The 16,473-nt window shown below is 63.2% G+C and carries 13 protein-coding genes; 5 read left to right on the top strand and 8 right to left on the bottom strand.

The window, feature by feature from the left end; genetic code table 11:
• Nucleotides 1-23: 23 nt before the first annotated feature.
• Both egtD and egtB read right to left on the bottom strand, forming a co-directional pair.
• Nucleotides 24-995, bottom strand: a complete 972-nt coding sequence (gene egtD, locus A6D6_RS13905) for an L-histidine N(alpha)-methyltransferase (protein WP_133491351.1) — start codon at nt 993-995, stop codon at nt 24-26.
• Nucleotides 970-2,271, bottom strand: a complete 1,302-nt coding sequence (gene egtB / locus A6D6_RS13900) for an ergothioneine biosynthesis protein EgtB (protein WP_159661067.1) — start codon at nt 2,269-2,271, stop codon at nt 970-972. Before egtB ends, egtD begins: the two co-directional genes overlap by 26 nt.
• A 135-nt stretch (nt 2,272-2,406) precedes the next feature.
• Between egtB and A6D6_RS13895 the strand changes: the two genes are divergently transcribed.
• Nucleotides 2,407-3,177, top strand: coding sequence for a 3-hydroxyacyl-CoA dehydrogenase (locus A6D6_RS13895; RefSeq protein WP_133491349.1), 771 nt, complete (start codon nt 2,407-2,409; stop codon nt 3,175-3,177).
• Nucleotides 3,178-3,313: 136 nt separating this feature from the next.
• On the opposite strand, the gene A6D6_RS13890 is transcribed toward A6D6_RS13895, so the two are convergent.
• The 3 genes from A6D6_RS13890 to dinB all read right to left on the bottom strand — a co-directional run bounded on the left by A6D6_RS13890 (nt 3,314) and on the right by dinB (nt 6,301).
• Nucleotides 3,314-3,529 carry a DUF5683 domain-containing protein gene (locus A6D6_RS13890; protein WP_133491348.1) on the bottom strand — a complete coding sequence of 72 codons (216 nt, stop codon included), beginning with the start codon at nt 3,527-3,529 and terminating at the stop codon, nt 3,314-3,316.
• Nucleotides 3,526-4,923 (bottom strand): nucleotide 5'-monophosphate nucleosidase PpnN, encoded by a 1,398-nt coding sequence (ppnN, locus tag A6D6_RS13885; RefSeq protein ID WP_159661066.1) that lies wholly within the window; start codon nt 4,921-4,923, stop codon nt 3,526-3,528. Before ppnN ends, A6D6_RS13890 begins: the two co-directional genes overlap by 4 nt.
• 289 nt (nt 4,924-5,212) lie before the next feature.
• Complete coding sequence (dinB, locus tag A6D6_RS13880) at nt 5,213-6,301, bottom strand: DNA polymerase IV (protein WP_159661065.1); 1,089 nt, start codon at nt 6,299-6,301, stop codon at nt 5,213-5,215.
• Between the two features lie 184 nt (nt 6,302-6,485).
• Between dinB and A6D6_RS13875 the strand changes: the two genes are divergently transcribed.
• Nucleotides 6,486-8,144: an FAD-dependent monooxygenase gene (locus A6D6_RS13875; RefSeq protein WP_159661064.1), complete on the top strand. Its 1,659-nt coding sequence runs from the start codon at nt 6,486-6,488 to the stop codon at nt 8,142-8,144.
• Here the strand turns inward: A6D6_RS13875 and A6D6_RS13870 are convergent.
• A complete protein-coding gene (locus A6D6_RS13870) occupies nt 8,111-9,811 on the bottom strand; it encodes a serine protease (protein WP_133491344.1) in 1,701 nt (566 codons plus the stop codon). The two genes, A6D6_RS13875 and A6D6_RS13870, sit on opposite strands and share 34 nt — an antisense overlap.
• 71 nt (nt 9,812-9,882) lie before the next feature.
• A complete protein-coding gene (locus A6D6_RS13865; RefSeq protein WP_133491343.1) occupies nt 9,883-10,833 on the bottom strand; it encodes a diguanylate cyclase in 951 nt (316 codons plus the stop codon).
• A 187-nt stretch (nt 10,834-11,020) separates the two neighbouring features.
• On the opposite strand from A6D6_RS13865, the gene ppc reads away from it, so the two are divergent.
• Entirely contained in the window at nt 11,021-13,684 is a 2,664-nt protein-coding gene (ppc, locus tag A6D6_RS13860) for a phosphoenolpyruvate carboxylase (protein WP_133491342.1), read from the top strand.
• A gap of 121 nt (nt 13,685-13,805) precedes the next feature.
• On the opposite strand, the gene A6D6_RS13855 is transcribed toward ppc, so the two are convergent.
• Nucleotides 13,806-14,534 (bottom strand): dienelactone hydrolase family protein, encoded by a 729-nt coding sequence (locus A6D6_RS13855; protein ID WP_133491341.1) that lies wholly within the window; start codon nt 14,532-14,534, stop codon nt 13,806-13,808.
• 256 nt (nt 14,535-14,790) lie between these two features.
• On the opposite strand from A6D6_RS13855, the gene A6D6_RS13850 reads away from it, so the two are divergent.
• Complete coding sequence (locus A6D6_RS13850) at nt 14,791-15,615, top strand: GNAT family N-acetyltransferase (protein ID WP_159661063.1); 825 nt, start codon at nt 14,791-14,793, stop codon at nt 15,613-15,615.
• Nucleotides 15,615-16,397: a lysophospholipid acyltransferase family protein gene (locus A6D6_RS13845; RefSeq protein ID WP_159661062.1), complete on the top strand. Its 783-nt coding sequence runs from the start codon at nt 15,615-15,617 to the stop codon at nt 16,395-16,397. Before A6D6_RS13850 ends, A6D6_RS13845 begins: the two co-directional genes overlap by 1 nt.
• Nucleotides 16,398-16,473 lie beyond the last annotated feature (76 nt).

The following is a 16,473-nucleotide window of genomic DNA, read 5'->3' as shown; positions in this document are numbered from 1 at the left end:
AAAAGCCGGGACCGCCGGAGCGCTCACGCGGCCCGGGCCAGATGCACGCTGAACAGGGCTTCATCGTCGAGCCAGCAGGATAGTGGCTGGAAGCCGGCGGTGACCAGCTCACGGCTGAATGCCTCCACCGAGAACTTGTAGGAGTTCTCGGTGTGGACCCGGGTCCCGGCGCTCAGTGTCAGGGGCTCGCCGGCGATGTGCACATGCTGGTCCCGGTGGCAGTGCAGGTGCATTTCCACCCGTTGTTGCTCTTCGTTGTAGAAGGCCTGATGTTCGAAAGCGTCAAGATCGAAGCCGCAGTCGAGGCGGCGGTTGAGGTGAGCGAGAATATTGAGGTTGAACGCGGCGGTGTGGCCGGCGCTGTCGTTGTAGGCCTGATGCAGCCGGGCCGGACTCTTTTGCAGGTCGGCGCCGATCAACAGGAAGCCGTCGTCGCCGGCCAGCCGCCGCAAGTCGGTGAGAAAGGCACGGCGGGCGGCGGGTTCGAAGTTGCCGATGGTGGAACCGGGAAAAAACACCAGCCGGGGCAACGCCTGATGGTCGATGGGCACGGTGAGGGCCTGGGAATAATCCGCGCAAACCGCCTGGAACTGGACTTGCGGGTACCGGGGCGCCAACTGGCGGGTAGCGTCGAGCAGGCACTCGCGGGAGATCTCCAGTGGCATGTAGCCGCGTGGCTGCCACTGATCCAGTAGAATCCGCGCCTTCTCGCAACCACCGGCGCCCGGTTCCACGATCGTCAGCTCAGTATCCAGGGCGCGCGCCATGGCCTGGGCATGTTCGTGCAGCAGGCCGGTCTCGGTGCGGGTGGGGTAATACTCCGGCGTCCGGGTGATGGCATCGAACAACGCGGAGCCCTGCTCGTCGTAGAAATACTTGGGATCCAGGTGTGGCGTCGCCGCGCTGAGCGAGGACAGCACTTCCCGGGCAGCGTCCGCCGCCGGCGGATACAAATCCAGAAAGGTCAGATTAGGGAGCAGTTGCCGAGGTTGCATCGGGTGCCTCCATGCTTTGGGCCAGCCGCACGCCGCTGAACTGCCAGCGCAAATGAGGGTAGAAAAAGTTACGGTAACTGGCGCGCAAATGATCGCGGCTGCTGGCACAGGAACCACCCCGCAGCACCATCTGATTGCACATGAATTTGCCGTTGTATTCGCCCACCGCGCCGGGCGCGGGTTGAAAGCCGGGGTAGGGCAGATAGGCGCTGGCGGTCCACTCCCAGACGTCGCCGAACAGTTGCCGTGGCCCCTCCCCGGGCGTGGCGATGGCGGGGTGATAGCGGCGGTTTTCCACGAAGCCGCCAGTCACCGGCCGGGCCGCCGCCGCGTGTTCCCATTCCACTTCCGTGGGGAGCCGCTTGCCGCACCAGCGGGCGAAAGCGTCCGCCTCGTAGTAATTCAGATGGGTAACCGGTTCCGCCAGATTCAAAGGGCGCCGGCCGGCCAGGGTGTAGTGCTCGGCCAACCCGTCATTCAGGAACCAGTACAGGGGGGCCCGTATCCGTTGCTGGCTGACCCAGGCCCAGCCGTCGGAGAGCCATAACTCCGGTCGCTGGTAACCGCCGTCCTCGATGAACGCCAGGTATTCGCCGCAGGTGGCCGGACGGCTGGCGAGAGCGAAAGGCTCCAGCCATTGCCGATGGCGCGGGGTTTCGTTGTCGAAATAAAACGAGTTCGTGGAAGAAGGACCGCCGGCGCCGATCGTCACCAGCCCGCCGTGATACTCCAGCCAGCTTAGCGCGGGAGCTTTGTCGGCCTGATCCTCGCGGGGCTGATATTGAGGGTACAGCGGATTATGAGAGAAATTGAACTTGAGATCGGTGAGCAGTAATTCCTGATGCTGTTGCTCGTGCTCGATACCGAGCCTCACCAGGGCAGCCAGTTCCGGGGTGGCCGAGCGGCTCAGCAAGTCCGCCAGGGCCTCGTCCACATGCCGGCGCCAGGCCAGTACGGTGGCGGTGTCCGGGCGCGATAGCAAATGCCGCCGTGGTCGCGGATATTGTTCGCCGACACCGTTGTAATAACTGTTGAAAAGGTATTCGAACCGGGGATCAAGAGGGCGGTAACCGGGAACATGGGGCTTGAGAATGAAGGTCTCGAAAAACCAGGTGGTGTGCGCCAGGTGCCAGCGCGGCGGGCTGACTTCCGGACAGGCCTGCAGACCCATATCCTCCGGCGTCAAAGGCGCGCACAGCGTTTCGCTGAAAGCGCGATTGGCTAACAGCGTTCCGGCCAGGTCGTCGTCCTGCAACCGGGCTTGGGGATAGCTCATAAGCGCTGCTCTCGTATGGCGAGCGGGTGAAATGAACCGACCCGTACAAGAATGCGTATGTTGACCGGAGGACGCAAGACTGCGGCCCTGTTCCGAGCTGGGTATACTCCCTGTTTCTGAAATCGAGGAGGATGTATGGATATCAAAAACAAAGTGGCGGTGGTGACCGGTGGAGCCTCAGGCCTGGGCCGGGCCACGGTGGAAGCGCTGGCCGCGCGTGGCGCCAAGGTGATGATTCTGGATCGTGACGCGCAGCGCGGGGAAGAAGCCGCCGCCGCCATCGGCCCGTCGGTGGCGTTCACTCAGACCGATGTCACCGAAGAGGCTTCCGTGCAGGCGGCCATTGATGCCACCCGGGATGCCTTCGGTGCGATTCATCTCTGCGTCAACTGCGCTGGTGTCGGCTCCGCCATGAAAACCGTGGGCCGGGACAACAAACCCCACGACCTGGGGGTGTTCAACACCGTGGTGCAGATCAATCTGATCGGCACTTTCAATGTGACCCGTCTGGCCGCGGCGGTGATGGCCGAGAACGAACCGGGCGAGGACAACGAGCGGGGACTGATCGTCAACACCGCTTCCGTGGCCGCCTTTGACGGTCAGGTGGGGCAGGTGGCGTATTCCGCCACCAAAGGCGCGGTGGTCGGCATGACCCTGCCCATCGCCCGTGATCTGGCATCCCTGGGCATCCGCTGCAACACCATCGCGCCGGGTATTTTCAATACGCCGCTGATGAACGCTGCGCCGGACAAGGTGAAAATGCCGCTGATCGAAATGACCCAGTTCCCGAAACGCCTGGGCCACCCGGAGGAATATGCCGCCATGGTCTGCCATATGGCGGAGAACCGTTTCCTTAATGGTGAAACCATCCGCCTGGATGGTGGTATCCGCATGCAGCCGCGGTAAAGGAGCGCAGCAAGCACGCGGCACGCCTGCACGCTTGCACGCAGAAGGAGGCGGCCTGGCTGGCCGCACTCTTGATCCGGAAAAGCATTGACAGGAGAGGTTGGTCTGGCAGTGTTTTTGTCAGCGTGTCAGCGTGTCAGCGTGTCAGCGTGTCAGCGTGTTCCTGCGCCTTGTGCCAGGCGGTCCAAGCGGCGATCAGATGGCAGACCCAGCCGAACAGGCCGCCGCTGCCGATCCATAGCCCCGGCGTCACGATCAGCCAGAACAGCGCTCGCCAGATATGGCCGTTATAGAGCTGGCCGGCCCCCGGGATGACAAAACTCAGCAGCGCGGCGATGGTGCTTGGTTTCATGAGCCCAGCCGGTAGCAGGGTTGATAATGGCTGCCGGGCAGCTTCATCCGCTGTTGTTCGACGAACGCCTTCAACAAGGTGTCCAAATGGGTCATCAGGCCCGGCTCCGCGTGCAGCTCATAGGGGCCGCGTTCCTCGATGGCGCGAATGCCCGCTTCCTTCACATTCCCCGCCACGATGCCGGAAAACGCCCGGCGCAGGTTGGCGGCCAGTTCGTGCACGGGCAGTGAAGTGCTCAAGCGCAACTCCGCCATGGCCTCGTGGCTGGGCTCGAACGGTTGTTGGAACTCCAGCGGCACGGTGAGTCGCCAGTTGAAGTAAAAGGCATCGTCGTTTTCCCGGCGAAACTGGGTCAGCTCCCGCACGCCCTCACGCACGGTCAGCGCCACCTCTTCCGGATCATCGATGATGATGCGATAGCGGCTGGCCGCTTGCTCGCCCAGGGCGTAACGGATGAACTGATCCACCTTGTCAAAGTAATCGGCGCTGTCCGCCGGTCCGGTAAAGAGCACGGGAACCGGAAGATGCTGGTTGGCCGGGTGCAGCAGGACACCGAGCAGATAAAGGATCTCCTCGGTGGTGCCGACACCACCGGGAAAAACGATGATGGCGTGGGCGACCCGCACGAACGCCTCCAGACGTTTTTCGATGTCCGGCATGATCACCAGCTCATTGACGATCGGATTGGGCGCTTCGGCGGCGATGATGCCGGGTTCGGAAATCCCCAGATAGCGGCCATTACGGCGGCGTTGTTTGGCGTGGGCCACATGGGCGCCTTTCATCGGGCCTTTCATGGCACCGGGGCCGCAACCGGTGCAGATGTCCAGATGGCGGAGCCCCAATTGATAGCCCACGCTCTTGCTGTAGTCGTACTCTTCCCGGGAGATCGAATGACCGCCCCAACACACCACCAGATTGGGTGCCTCGCCGGCATGCAGCACGCCAGCGTTGCGCAGGATATGGAAGACCGCGTTGCTGATGCCGTCGGTGCTGTTCAGGTCGAAACGGCCGCCGGTGTGGATCTCATTGGCCACGTAGACAATGTCGCGCAGCACCGCCGAGAGATGTTCCCGGATACCGCGGATCATGCGGCCATCGACGAAGGCGCCGGCCGGCGCGTTGTCCAGCTTGAGCATCAGCCCCCGGTCTTCCTGCATCACCTGGATATCGAAATCCGCGTAGGTTTCCAGCACCTGGCGGCTGTCGTCGGTGGGGGTGCCGGCGTTGAGCACCGCCAGCGCGCAGCGGCGCAGCAGATCATGCAGCCCCCGTGACGAGGTGTCGCGCAGGCGTTCCACCTCCTGCTGGCTGAGCACTTCCAGACTGCCTTCCGGGGCGACGATAGTGGACACGGTGGCCGGCCGCGTGGCGGTGGCCGCGTTGATAACGGTCATTCAGGGCGGTTCCTTGCTCCAGGGTCGAGGGTTCTAATCTGGGGGTTGGCGGGGGTGGAATCAAGTTTCCCGGATGCGACACATCGCGGTTCACCGGCCACTTCTGCCCCACGGTTGAGGGACGGCCCGCTTGCACGCAACACGCTGGCACGCCTACACGCTGATTCGCTGGCAAGCCAGCTTCCCACGGCGGCTCCGTACCTCCCGCTGTGGGAAGCTGGCTTGCCAGCGAATTATGGGACACCAGTGGCTCACCAGCCGCGATGACGTGTTGTTGGGAGCGGTCATTTCACTGCCGCTTTTCCCGCAGCGCCTGCTCCCGTTCCTTCGGGAACAGGTCCGGTTGCCGCGGAGACTTCAGATCACGCAGGCGGGCGCCGATGCCGAGCAGGCGCACCGGGGCCGAGTGCCGCTCCCACAATTGCCGCAGCAATTGTTCGAACACGGTTTTGTCCAGAACGGTTTCGCTCTGATCGGCGCTGACGATACGGAAGTCACTGTAGCGTACCTTTACGGTCAGGCCCTGGACCAGATAGTGGCTGTCGAGGCGCTCAAGGCGTTGCTCCAGACGGGGCATCAGGACGTCCAGTTCCCGCATCCAGTCGCTGAAATGAGTCAGGTCCTGGTGGTAGGTCTCCTCCACGCTGACCGATTTGCGCCGCCGGCTGGTCTGCACTGGCCGGTCGTCCTCGCCCCGGCACAAGTGGTACAGGCGCTCGCCGAAACTGCCAAACTGCTGGGCCAGTTCCAGCCGACTCAGTGGCTGCAGGTCGGCACAGGTGCGAATGCCCTGCAAGGCCATTTTCTCCGCGGTGACCCGGCCAACGCCGAAGATGCGGGTGACCGGCAGGGCCGCGACGAAAGCCGCCACCTGATCCGGCGCGATCACGCACAGACCGTCCGGTTTGCGCCAGTCGCTGGCCACCTTGGCGAGAAACTTGTTCGGCGCCACGCCGGCGGACACGGTGATGCCAACGTTCTCTCTTACCCGCTGGCGGATCGCCTCGGCGATACGGGTGGCACTATTGCTGTGCAGCGGGCTCTCACTCACGTCCAGGAAGGCTTCGTCCAGGGACAGGGGCTCGATGATCGGAGTAAAGGTTCGAAAAATATCCTGAATCTGCGCGGAGACCCGGCGGTATTTGTCGAAGTCCGGGCGCAGTATGACCAGTTCCGGGCACAGGCGCAGAGCATGGGCCGAGGACATCGCTGAGCGCACGCCGAAGTCCCGGGCCGGATAATTGCATGTGGCGATAACGCCCCGGCGCTGAGGATCACCCCCCACCGCCACTGGCCGGCCGCGCAGGCGTGGATCGTCGCGGACTTCCACCGCGGCGTAGAAGCAGTCGCAATCCACGTGAATGATTTTGCGGCTCATGGCGCTTCCAGGGACAGGAATGGACGGACCGCGACGCGCGGGCGGCCCTGGATGTGATACATTTCGTCGCGGTGCCGGTGGCGGGTTGCACGGGCATCCTCGGCGGCGGGGCCGCCGTCGCACCAGTTCCGGGGAGCCGGCCGCGCATGACGGCTTTTCATACACCGATTGTAGCATCGCATTCATGATCACGGGATCACGTCAAGCCAAAGTACTGATCGTCGGCGCCGGCCCCACCGGCCTGACCCTGGGCGTCAATTTGCTGCGCGGCGGCATTCCCTGCCGCATCATCGACCGTTTACCGGAGCGCCGGCCCTGGTCCCGGGCGTTGGGGCTGCACGCCCGCACCCTGGAATTCCTCGACGCCATGGGGGTACTGCAAACCCTGCGTGAACGCAGCCGTCCGATTCGCGCGGTGAACATCCATGGCGAGAAGGGGCCCCTGCTGCATTTGGATTTCGCCGCCCTGGAGACGCCGGAACCGGCCCTGCTCAGCTGTCCGCAGTCACAGGTGGAAGCCGTTCTGGAGGAACGTTTCCGCAGCCTGGGCGGGGAACTCTGGCGCGATGCCGAACTGCTGAACTGCTCACAGGATGGCGCCGGAGCGCGGGCCCGGATCCGTGTCGGCGAGCAAGTCACCGAAGTGGAAGCGGAGATACTGGTGGGCGCGGACGGTGCCCATTCCCGGGTGCGTGAATTGCTCGGCCTGCCCTTTGAAGGCATGGACTACGAGGAAACGTTCCTGTTGGCGGATCTGGATGTGGAACTGGGTCTGCCGGAGGATCAAAGCCACGGTTTCCTGCTGCCCGGCGGTGCCTTGTTGGCGATTCCGCTGCCGTCCGGCTGGCGTTTGATCACCGTGCTGGAAGAAGACGCGGAACCGGGGCCGGCGGACGCGGAGAGGGATCTGGCGTTGTTGAGTGAGCGTCTCGCTCAGGTACTGGAACCGGTGCCGGAATTGCCGGAGCCGATCTGGTTGACGCGCTTTTCGGCGCACCGCCGGCTGGTCAGCCATTATCGTCGCAATCGTATTTTCCTTGCCGGTGACGCCTGTCATATCCAGAGCCCGATGGGCGCCCAGGGCATGAACACCGGAATCGCCGACGCCGTCAATCTGGCCTGGAAACTGGTGCTGTTCCTGCGTGGCTACGGTGGTGGCGCCTTGCTCGACAGCTACCAGCAGGAGCGCCGGCCAGTGGCGGTGGAGATGCTGCGTGAAGTGAATTTGTTGTCACGGGACTCGACGTTGCGGCGGCCGTTTCTGCGTGGCGCCCGGGATTCGCTGTTGAAACTGACCGGCCAGCGTGCGCCCGCCGAATACAAAATAATACGCCGGGCCAGTCAGCTGGACATTCACTATCGCGCCTCCCCGCTGGTGGACGCCGGGCCGGACGCGGATCTGGGGTGGCGGCATCAGGGGCCGTTGCCCGGCGACCGGGTGCCGGATGTTGCCCTGGTATCGCTGCACGATGGCGGGCCCCGGCACCTGCACGGCTTGTTGCGCCAACCGGTGCATCACTTGTTGCTGCAATTGGGTGAGACGCCGGATCATCCCACCCGGGTTATCCTGCATGCGCTGCTTTCCAGGGTGCCGGACGAGTACCTCAACGAGTTGCGCATCACCCTGATCCTCAATGAGCCGCCGGAAGGGGCCGCGCCGGACATGGCGCCGGGACGGGCCCACCTTTGGCATGACAAGGACGGTGAGTTCGCCGAGCACTTCGGCAATGGCAGCCGCTTGTGGCTGATGCGCCCGGATGGCCACCTGGCTTACCGGGCGCCGCTGTCCGACGCGGACTTTCTGCTGGCTTATCTGGAGCGGTTGTTTCGGCGCGGCGGCTGAGCACGCAGCGCCAGCCCCGCCAGAGCGAGCAGCCACCAGCCGCCGAGTGAACCACCGCCGCCACCGCTGCCGCCTCCATCGGAATCACGTGCATTGCCACCGGAATAGGACACGGCCGTGTCGTGCTGGTTGTTATCCTGGGGGAAGTCTTCGCCATCCTGGTCTGTCACGGTGAGGGTCAGGGTACCGGTTTCCGGCGTTCCGCTGGTAAGCGTCAGGGTGAAATCGGCGCTGGCGCCGCTGGCCATGGGCCCTACCCAGCACAACGTATCGCACTGGACGGTATCGTCACCGCGGGCGGTGGTGCCGGCGGGCAGTGTCAGTGCCACGGTGGCGTCGTTGGCGGCGTTCACGGTGGACAGGTTGGTGACCCGTACCGCAACGGTGGCAATACCCTGGCCATCACTGTCCAGATGACCGGCGGTCTGCTCGGCGCTGACGGTGAGGTCCGACCGGTTGGAGAAGACCACGGTGATCGGGGCCTGATTGTTTTTGATCCGGTATTCGTCCTCGTCGCTGCCCACCTCCAGGGTCAGGGTAGCATCGGTTTCGGTGGCACCATTGTGGTTGACTTCCACCTGGCCGCTGCTGTCGGCCCCGGCGGTCAGGGGAGACGTCAAGGTGCACTGATCATTGCCCGCCAACAGGCCGCCGCTGCCACAGTCGCTCCATTGCAAAGAAGCGTCGGCGCTGGCGTCGTCGGTGTTCGCCTGGATCACGACGTTGTGGGCGGTGTTTCGCAGGCTGCCATTGGTGACCGTGGCGGGGACCGTGACCTGCCCTCCCGGAGAGCCGTAGTACCGTTGTGGGTCGCTGTTGACGCTTACGTCCACCAGGGGGACGTTTTCTTCCACGAAGTCCACCATGTTCAGCACCCGGGTGAACACCGTGGGCCGGCCGCCCTGGCAACTGTCGGCGGAGCCAAAGCTGGTCAAACCGACGATATAAGGCGCTGGATCGTCGCCCAGAATCAGCGGACCGCCGGAGTCGCCAAGGCAAGTGTTCTCGATTTCGTTGTCTTGCGGGTTCAGTTCAGCGGCGCAAATGACGCTGCTTTGAACCGGAATCAGGAAACCGTTCCAACTTTGATTGCAGGTGGAAAACGGCACGTAATCCAAAGCGACCTGCTGCAGAGTAGGGGAGATCGCTTGGTTGTTCCGATCGGTGGTGGTCGCGCCCCAACCGATGGCGGTAAGTGCTTCGTCACGGCCCGGGGCATCGCGGGTAAGTAGCTCGTCAAAATGAGCGCCGTCCACAAGGCTGGGCAGGGGAGAGACGTCGATGGCCGAACTCAATTGAATCAAGGCGATATCGTTGCCGATGGGATTGGCGGTGTTGTCGTAGCCGGAATGGAGATGATAAATGTCGGCCGCATGGGTTGAATTCGGGCCGTTGGGAGCACTGCCTACATGCACGGTGATCGCTGAGGCGTCGACCTGCTGACCGTTTTCATCGAAGAAACAATGCGCGGCGGTCAGCACCTGATCAGGACTGAGCAAGGAGCCGGAACAAGCCCCTCGTCCTTGCGCACCAAAATCGATTTCCACCAGCGCCGCCCAGGGCCAATTGGCGGTGGCGTCCTCGCCGCCGACGATATAGGTCTGGAAATCGTTGGCCACGACAGGAGCGGACAGGGCAAGCACGAAAAAACCAAGACGGTGGACCATGACGTTTCCCCTGTTGTCGACATGGGAGTAGGCGTGGTCGGGCTTCCCTTCCCGGGTTTCCTGTGTCTTTTTTAATCCAGCGGCGGCGCGTAGACCAGCCAGTGGGTGTCATCGTCCCGGCTGCGGGGCAGGGCCTGCTGTAAATGATGCAGCACCTGTTCCAGGGCCAGATTGGAGCTGTTCAGGGTCAGTACGGCCGCGCGCAGATCCGGCACCCGCTGACGCAAATGCTCGATCACCTGGCTGGCTTCCGAGCCGCCGGTGCAGGGCAGCAGCAAGGCCAGTTGATCATCGTCGTTGCGAGCCACCACATCGCTGCGGCGCAGTCTTTGCATGATCGCGTCCGCCAAACCATTAAGGTCCGGGTGTTGCAACAGCACCACGGTCAGCGGCGAGGACAGGCGATCGTGCAGAGGAATCATCCAGCCGGCGGTGCTGACCAGGGCGGCGCGGCTGATGAAACCGGTTTGAGGATCGTTCCAGGCCGCTTCCAGGGCGGACCGGCCCAGCACCTGATTGCGCCAGATCATCAACCCGAAGTAGATCATGCACACGGTCAGGGCGGCGAGCAGGAACAAGCTGGCGGAAGCTGGCTGCGTGACGTTCGCCGGCAGATAAGCCATGCGAATCGGTAACACGATGGCCAATACCACTTCGGCGGCCAACAGCATTACCAAAAACCGCTTCAGACCGTACAGCAGGCCGTTACTGAGTACCGCCAGGAACAGTAGCGCCATGGTCGGCGGCGGTTCGCCGCCGTCCAGCAGCATCACCACACCGAGCACCACCATGTCCAGGGTCGAGGCGAGAATCACCGCGTAATCGGCACGGCTGACCAACAGCAGTAACTGCAGCCCCAGGTAGGCGCCGGCGATCAGCCAGGGGGTGCTTTCCGGCACCGTGACGAAGAACCGGGGAGTGTGATGGAAATAAATCACCGCCAGCACGGCGAACAGGGCCCGGGCCAGATACTGCAGAATGATGGCGCCCTGTTCGGAGGACACGCGGTTGGTCGAGTTCATTGAGGTTCCGTGGATAACCAGATGCGCCTATGTTGCGGTAGCTGGCCGGGGGAATAAAGACTTGCAATGGGCGTAATGTTGTAAAAAGGTATTTTGTGCCGTCTTTTCCGCCACGGACTATAGTGCTATTGCCTGTGCCCCCGTTCCCGGTAGCATGAAGGAGCTCTATTAACGGAGAGACGTATTGATGGTACAGGATCAGCACGCGCCGTTGCGCGAAGATGTCCGTTGGCTGGGGGAATTGCTTGGCCACACGTTGCGTGAGCAGGTGGGAGAAAACCTGTATGAAACGGTGGAGAGGATCCGACTGGCGGCGGTGGAGACCCGCTCCAACGATGAAATGTCGGTGGCGCGCCTGCGCGCTCTGCTCGATCCCCTGGAGGATGACGCCCTGTTGGAGGTGGCACGGGCGTTCAGCCAGTTCCTGAACCTGGCCAACATCGCCGAACAGCATCACCGTGAACGTCTGCACCGTCAGCATCAACGGTATCCCGGTGATCCCGACAGCGATCAGGGTTTGCGCAATGTGCTGGAGCGGCTGTCCGCCGGACAGGTGTCGGCGCAAACCGTGCGCGATACCCTGACGGACCTGTCCGTGGAACTGGTACTCACCGCTCACCCCACCGAGGTGACCCGGCGTACCCTGATCCGCAAGTACGATCAGATGGCGGACCTGCTGGCTGAATCGGATCGCCCGGATCTGACCGCGGAGGAGCGGCTGCGTCTCGAGCAGCGTTTGCGCGAGCTGATTATCTCCGCCTGGAGTACCGACGAAATTCGTCGTGAGAAACCGACACCAGTGGATGAAGCCAAATGGGGTTTCGCCACCATTGAACAAAGCCTGTGGCGGGCGGTGCCGGACTTCATGCGGCAGCTTGATGAGGAACTGCAACGGGCCGGCTTGCCGTCACCGCCGGCGGACTGGGTGCCGATTCGTCTTGCCTCCTGGATGGGCGGTGACCGTGATGGCAATCCCAACGTCACCGCCGCGGTCACTCGCGAGGTTCTGTTGCTGGCGCGCTGGATGGCGGCGGACCTGTATTTGCGTGATGTGGAGAATCTGCTGGCGGACCTGTCCATGCACCGGGCCAGCGACGAACTGCTGGCCCGCACCGGGCCCAGCCATGAACCCTACCGCGTGGTGCTGCGTGATGTGCGTGACCGTCTCAAGGTGACACGGCGCCGCATGGAAGCACTGGTGGAAGAACGGCCGGTGCCGGATGGCGAGGGCTTTCTCAACGGTGCCCAGTTGCGTGACGAGCTACGCCTGCTGGACCGTTCCCTGCGCGCCGTCGGCCTTGAATCCATCGCCAACGGCCCGCTCAAGGACACGCTTCGTCGTCTGAGTTGCTTTGGCATCACGCTATTGTGTCTGGACGTGCGCCAGGAATCCGGCCGGCATGCGGACACCATCAATGCTATTACCCGTTACCTGGAGCTGGGGTCCTATCTGGAATGGGATGAAGCCGAGCGGCAACGTTTTCTGCTGAACGAGCTGGAAAGCCGCCGCCCCCTGGTGGATGACCTTTTCTACCAGAGCGAACAGTGCGATCCGCAAGTGCGTGAAGTGCTGGATACCTGCAAGGTCATCGCCGAACAAGGGCCGGAAGGCTTAGGCGCCTATGTCATTTCCATGGCGCGGGCGCCCTCGGACGTGCTGGCGGTGATGCTGCTGCAGAAGATTGCCGGGGTGGTCCAGCCGATGCGAGTGGTGCCGCTGTTCGAGACCCTGAACGATCTGGACAACGCCGGGGAAACCATGTCCGCGCTGTTGTCGATTCCGTTTTATCGGGAGCGGGTCAGGGGTGGCCAGGAAGTGATGATCGGCTATTCCGATTCCGCCAAGGACGCCGGTTTCCTTGGCGCCGCCTGGGCCCAGTTCCGCGCCCAGGAAAAACTCACTGGACTGTTCCGCGAGCACGGCATACCGCTGACATTGTTCCATGGCCGTGGCGGGTCCATTTCCCGTGGCGGCTCGCCCACGCGCATGGCGCTGTTGTCCCAGCCGTCCGGCTCGGTGGCCGGACGCATCCGTGTGACCGAGCAGGGCGAAGTGATTCGCTTCAAATATGGCCGCCCGTCGGTGGCCGCGTTCAATCTGGAGCAGTATGTGGCCGCCACCCTGGAAGCGACGCTGCTGCCGCCCCGTGAACCGCAGCCGCAATGGCGAGAGCAAATGGAAAAGCTCACCCGGGTGTCGGTGCAAGGCTACCGTCAGGTGGTGCGCGATGACCCGGCGCTGGTGCGTTACCTGCGCACGGTGACGCCGGAGACCGAGCTCAGCCGTCTGGCTCTGGGCAGCCGTCCGGCACGGCGTAAAAGCGACGGCGGCATCGAATCCCTGCGTGCCATTCCCTGGGTGTTCGCGTGGACGCAGATCCGTCTGATGCTGCCGGCCTGGTTGGGCACAGGCGCCGCTTTGGAAGCAGCCCTGGAAGATCAATCCGATACCGATCGGGTCCGGGAAATGGCCAGCCACTGGCCGTTTTTCCAGGGCGTGGTGGACATGCTGGAAATGGTGCTGGCGAAGGCGGATTCGCGGGTGGCCGCCTGGTACGAGGAGCGGCTCACCGATGACGCCGACCTGACGCGGCTGGGCGAATCCCTGCGCCAGCGTCTGGCCGGCACGGTGGGGGCGCTGGGCCGTCTGACCGGCCGTGGTGATCTGCTCGATAACAATCCGGTCATGCGCTGGTCGATCCGCGTGCGCGATCCCTATACCGATCCGCTGCACTTGTTGCAGGCGGAACTGATGGCTCGTCTACGTGACCGTGACTCCGACAGAGTGCTGGAAAGCGCCTTGATGGTCACCATCGCCGGTATCGCCGCCGGATTGCGCAACACCGGCTGAGCGGTTGTCTCTAAGGAAACCTTCGCTTGCAAGCAAGCTTCCCACAGCGGCTTCGTGGAGCATTTGTGGGAGGCTGTCTTGGCAGCGAATTGTTTTCCCGTCGTTAGATGTGAAGAGCGGATTACGACTCCCGCAATGTCTTCTCGAAAAACGACAGCACCCGACGCCAGCTGTCCTCGGCGGCGTCGGGATCATGCCGGGAGCGCAGCGGCGAATACCAGCCCAGCCGCTTGAAGGTGAATGTCTGATGGTCATTCATATAAGAATGGCCGGCATGCTCGTAGGTGCGTATGTCGTGGGGAACGTCCAGGCGGGTCAGATGGCCGGCCAGACGGTCGCCGTGCCCGCCGTAAATCAGATCCTTGCGTCCCCAGCCGCCCACCACCGGGCAGATGCCGCGCAGTGATTCCGTCGTTTTCGGTACACCGCCATAGAACGGCGCTACCACCTGTATCGGTGCCCGCGCCGCGAACAGCAGAGCAAAACGGCCGCCCATGCAAAATCCCATGACGCCCACCTTGGTGACCTCGGCGTCGCTTTGCCGCAACAACCATTGGCGGCAGGTTTCCAGCTGCTCGAAAGCGAATCCCCGTCCCCGTTCATGATCGCGCAGCGTTCTCACCACGCAGGACGCCTTGCCACCGGCCTGGTCATACAGGTCCGGCGCCAGCACCGGGTAGCCGGCCCGCGACAGCCGTTCGGCGATGCGCCGCACATCCGGGGTGTAACCGAAAATATCGTGGATCACGATAATGCCCGCCCCGAGACCGTTGTTCTCGGCGGGAACGATCCAACGCGCCCGCATCGGGTGCCCGTCAGGCAGAGAGAGACTCACTTGTTCGGTGGTCATGGCAACGTCCTGTTGGTTTCAGTCGCAAGAGACGGCTTCAACCGGAAAGCGATTGCGACATCGCCGCCATTATGGCGTGCCGGAAGCCCGGTTTCGCCCGCCAAGTAGGCCAATTGGCGTGGCGTTGATCGCAATCATGACGTGACCTGACAGGCGCTGGGCGAGACGGCTCCGTGTCGCGGAACTGTCACAAGGTTGTCACCGCGCCGACATGGCCGGCTTCCAGACTGCCGGAAAAAGAGCCATGGAGCCCGTTATGCTTGCGCAAGCCGCTGGAAAATTGAAAGCCTTGAAGCCGCAATGGCGGGTGGTTTTCCGCCAGCCTGCCCGTGAGCGGGAACAGGCGAATACCAATAACAGTCGTTTCAGCGCTTACTTCACCCGGTCTCGACGCGAGATCCTCAAGGTGCAACGCATGCGCTACCGGATTTTCTCCGAGGAATACGGTGCCAGCTTCCACGCGCCGTTCGGCCTGGACCGGGATCGCTTCGATCGTCATTGTCTGCATTTGGTGGTGCGCGATAACCAGACCGGAGAACTGGTGGGCTATACCCGGATATTGCCTGGTGACCGGGTGTCGCGCACCGGCGGCTTTTACTCCACGGGTGAGTTCCATATGCCGATGGTGCGGCATCTGGATGGCCAGGTGGCGGAGATTGGCCGCACCTGTATTGATCCCCGCCATCGCGGCGGCGCGGTCATCACCGTGTTGTGGGCGCGGCTGGCACGCTACATGATCGAGCAGAACACCCGCTACCTGATCGGCTGTGCCAGCATCGCTCTGGGCGAGGGCTACAACGTGGTCGCCATCGATCGGCATATCCGTGAGAATCACCAAACGCCGGCGCGATACCGGGTCTCACCAAGGTACCGTCTGGAAAGCCTGCCCGGCGATCCGATGGAAAATGGCAAGCGCATGCCGCCGCTGCTCAAGGCTTACCTGCGCATGGGCGCCAAGGTCTGCGGCGAACCGTGCTGGGATCCGGATTTCAACTGTCTGGACTACTTCATTCTGCTGGCGGTGGACGATCTGCCCAGCCGCTACGTGCAGCATTTCCTGCAACCGGCGCAGGCGGTGTAATGGAACGGTTGGAAACCTCCGCCGCCGCCAACCGCCATGGCTCCGCTCTGGCGGCGACATGGCGCCGTGCCTGGCGTTTGCCGCTGGTGGTTCTCCATATTCTGGCCGGGGTGCTGGAGGCGTTGTGGCTGCGTGCTCGCTATCCGCAATCTCATCCGGCCATGGCGATGGCCAAGCAACGTTGGTATTTGCGCCTGCTGTCCGTGCTGGGCGTGCGCTTGTGCGTGACCGGCGCCCCGGCCGGCGGCGCCACGCTGTTGATCAGCAACCATGTTTCCTGGCTGGACATTCCCGTGATCGGCGCGTTGCGGCCCTGCGATATGTTGTCCAAGGCGGAAGTGGCCGAGTGGCCGGTGATCGGCTGGCTGGCCCGCAACGTGGGGACCCTGTTCATTCGTCGTGGCAATGGAGAAGTCAGCCGCAAGGTCGAGGAAATCCGCGAGCGCCTGGCGGATGGCCGTTCGGTGCTGGTCTTCCCCGAGGGTACCACCACCGATGGCCGAGCCGTGCGGCGATTTTTCCCACAATTGCTGGCCGCCGCCGACCCGGCGCCGGTGCAGCCGGTGGCGCTGCGTTACCGGGACCATAACGGTGACTTTGACCCGGCGCTGGCGTTCATCGGCAACGACGAATTCCACCATCATCTGTGGCGGCTGCTGGGTCGTCCACGGGTCATCGTCGATCTGACCTTCGGCGCGCCCCTGCCGGCGGAGGACGACCCCAAGCGCCTGAGCGAACGCGCCCGGGAGTGGATTGGGGGGGAGCTTGACGCCGGACGCTAGACGCCGGACGCCGGACGCTAAAGTCAAAACCCGGGGCTACGAGCGTTGCGGAAATAAAAAAAGCGTTTTAGTGCTT

It is taken from the genome of Alcanivorax xiamenensis, assembly GCF_009846745.1.
In the GTDB taxonomy this organism is placed as follows: domain Bacteria; phylum Pseudomonadota; class Gammaproteobacteria; order Pseudomonadales; family Alcanivoracaceae; genus Alloalcanivorax; species Alloalcanivorax xiamenensis.
The sequence above is the reverse complement of the archived record's forward strand: the minus strand, read 5'-3'. Positions and strand labels throughout refer to the sequence as shown.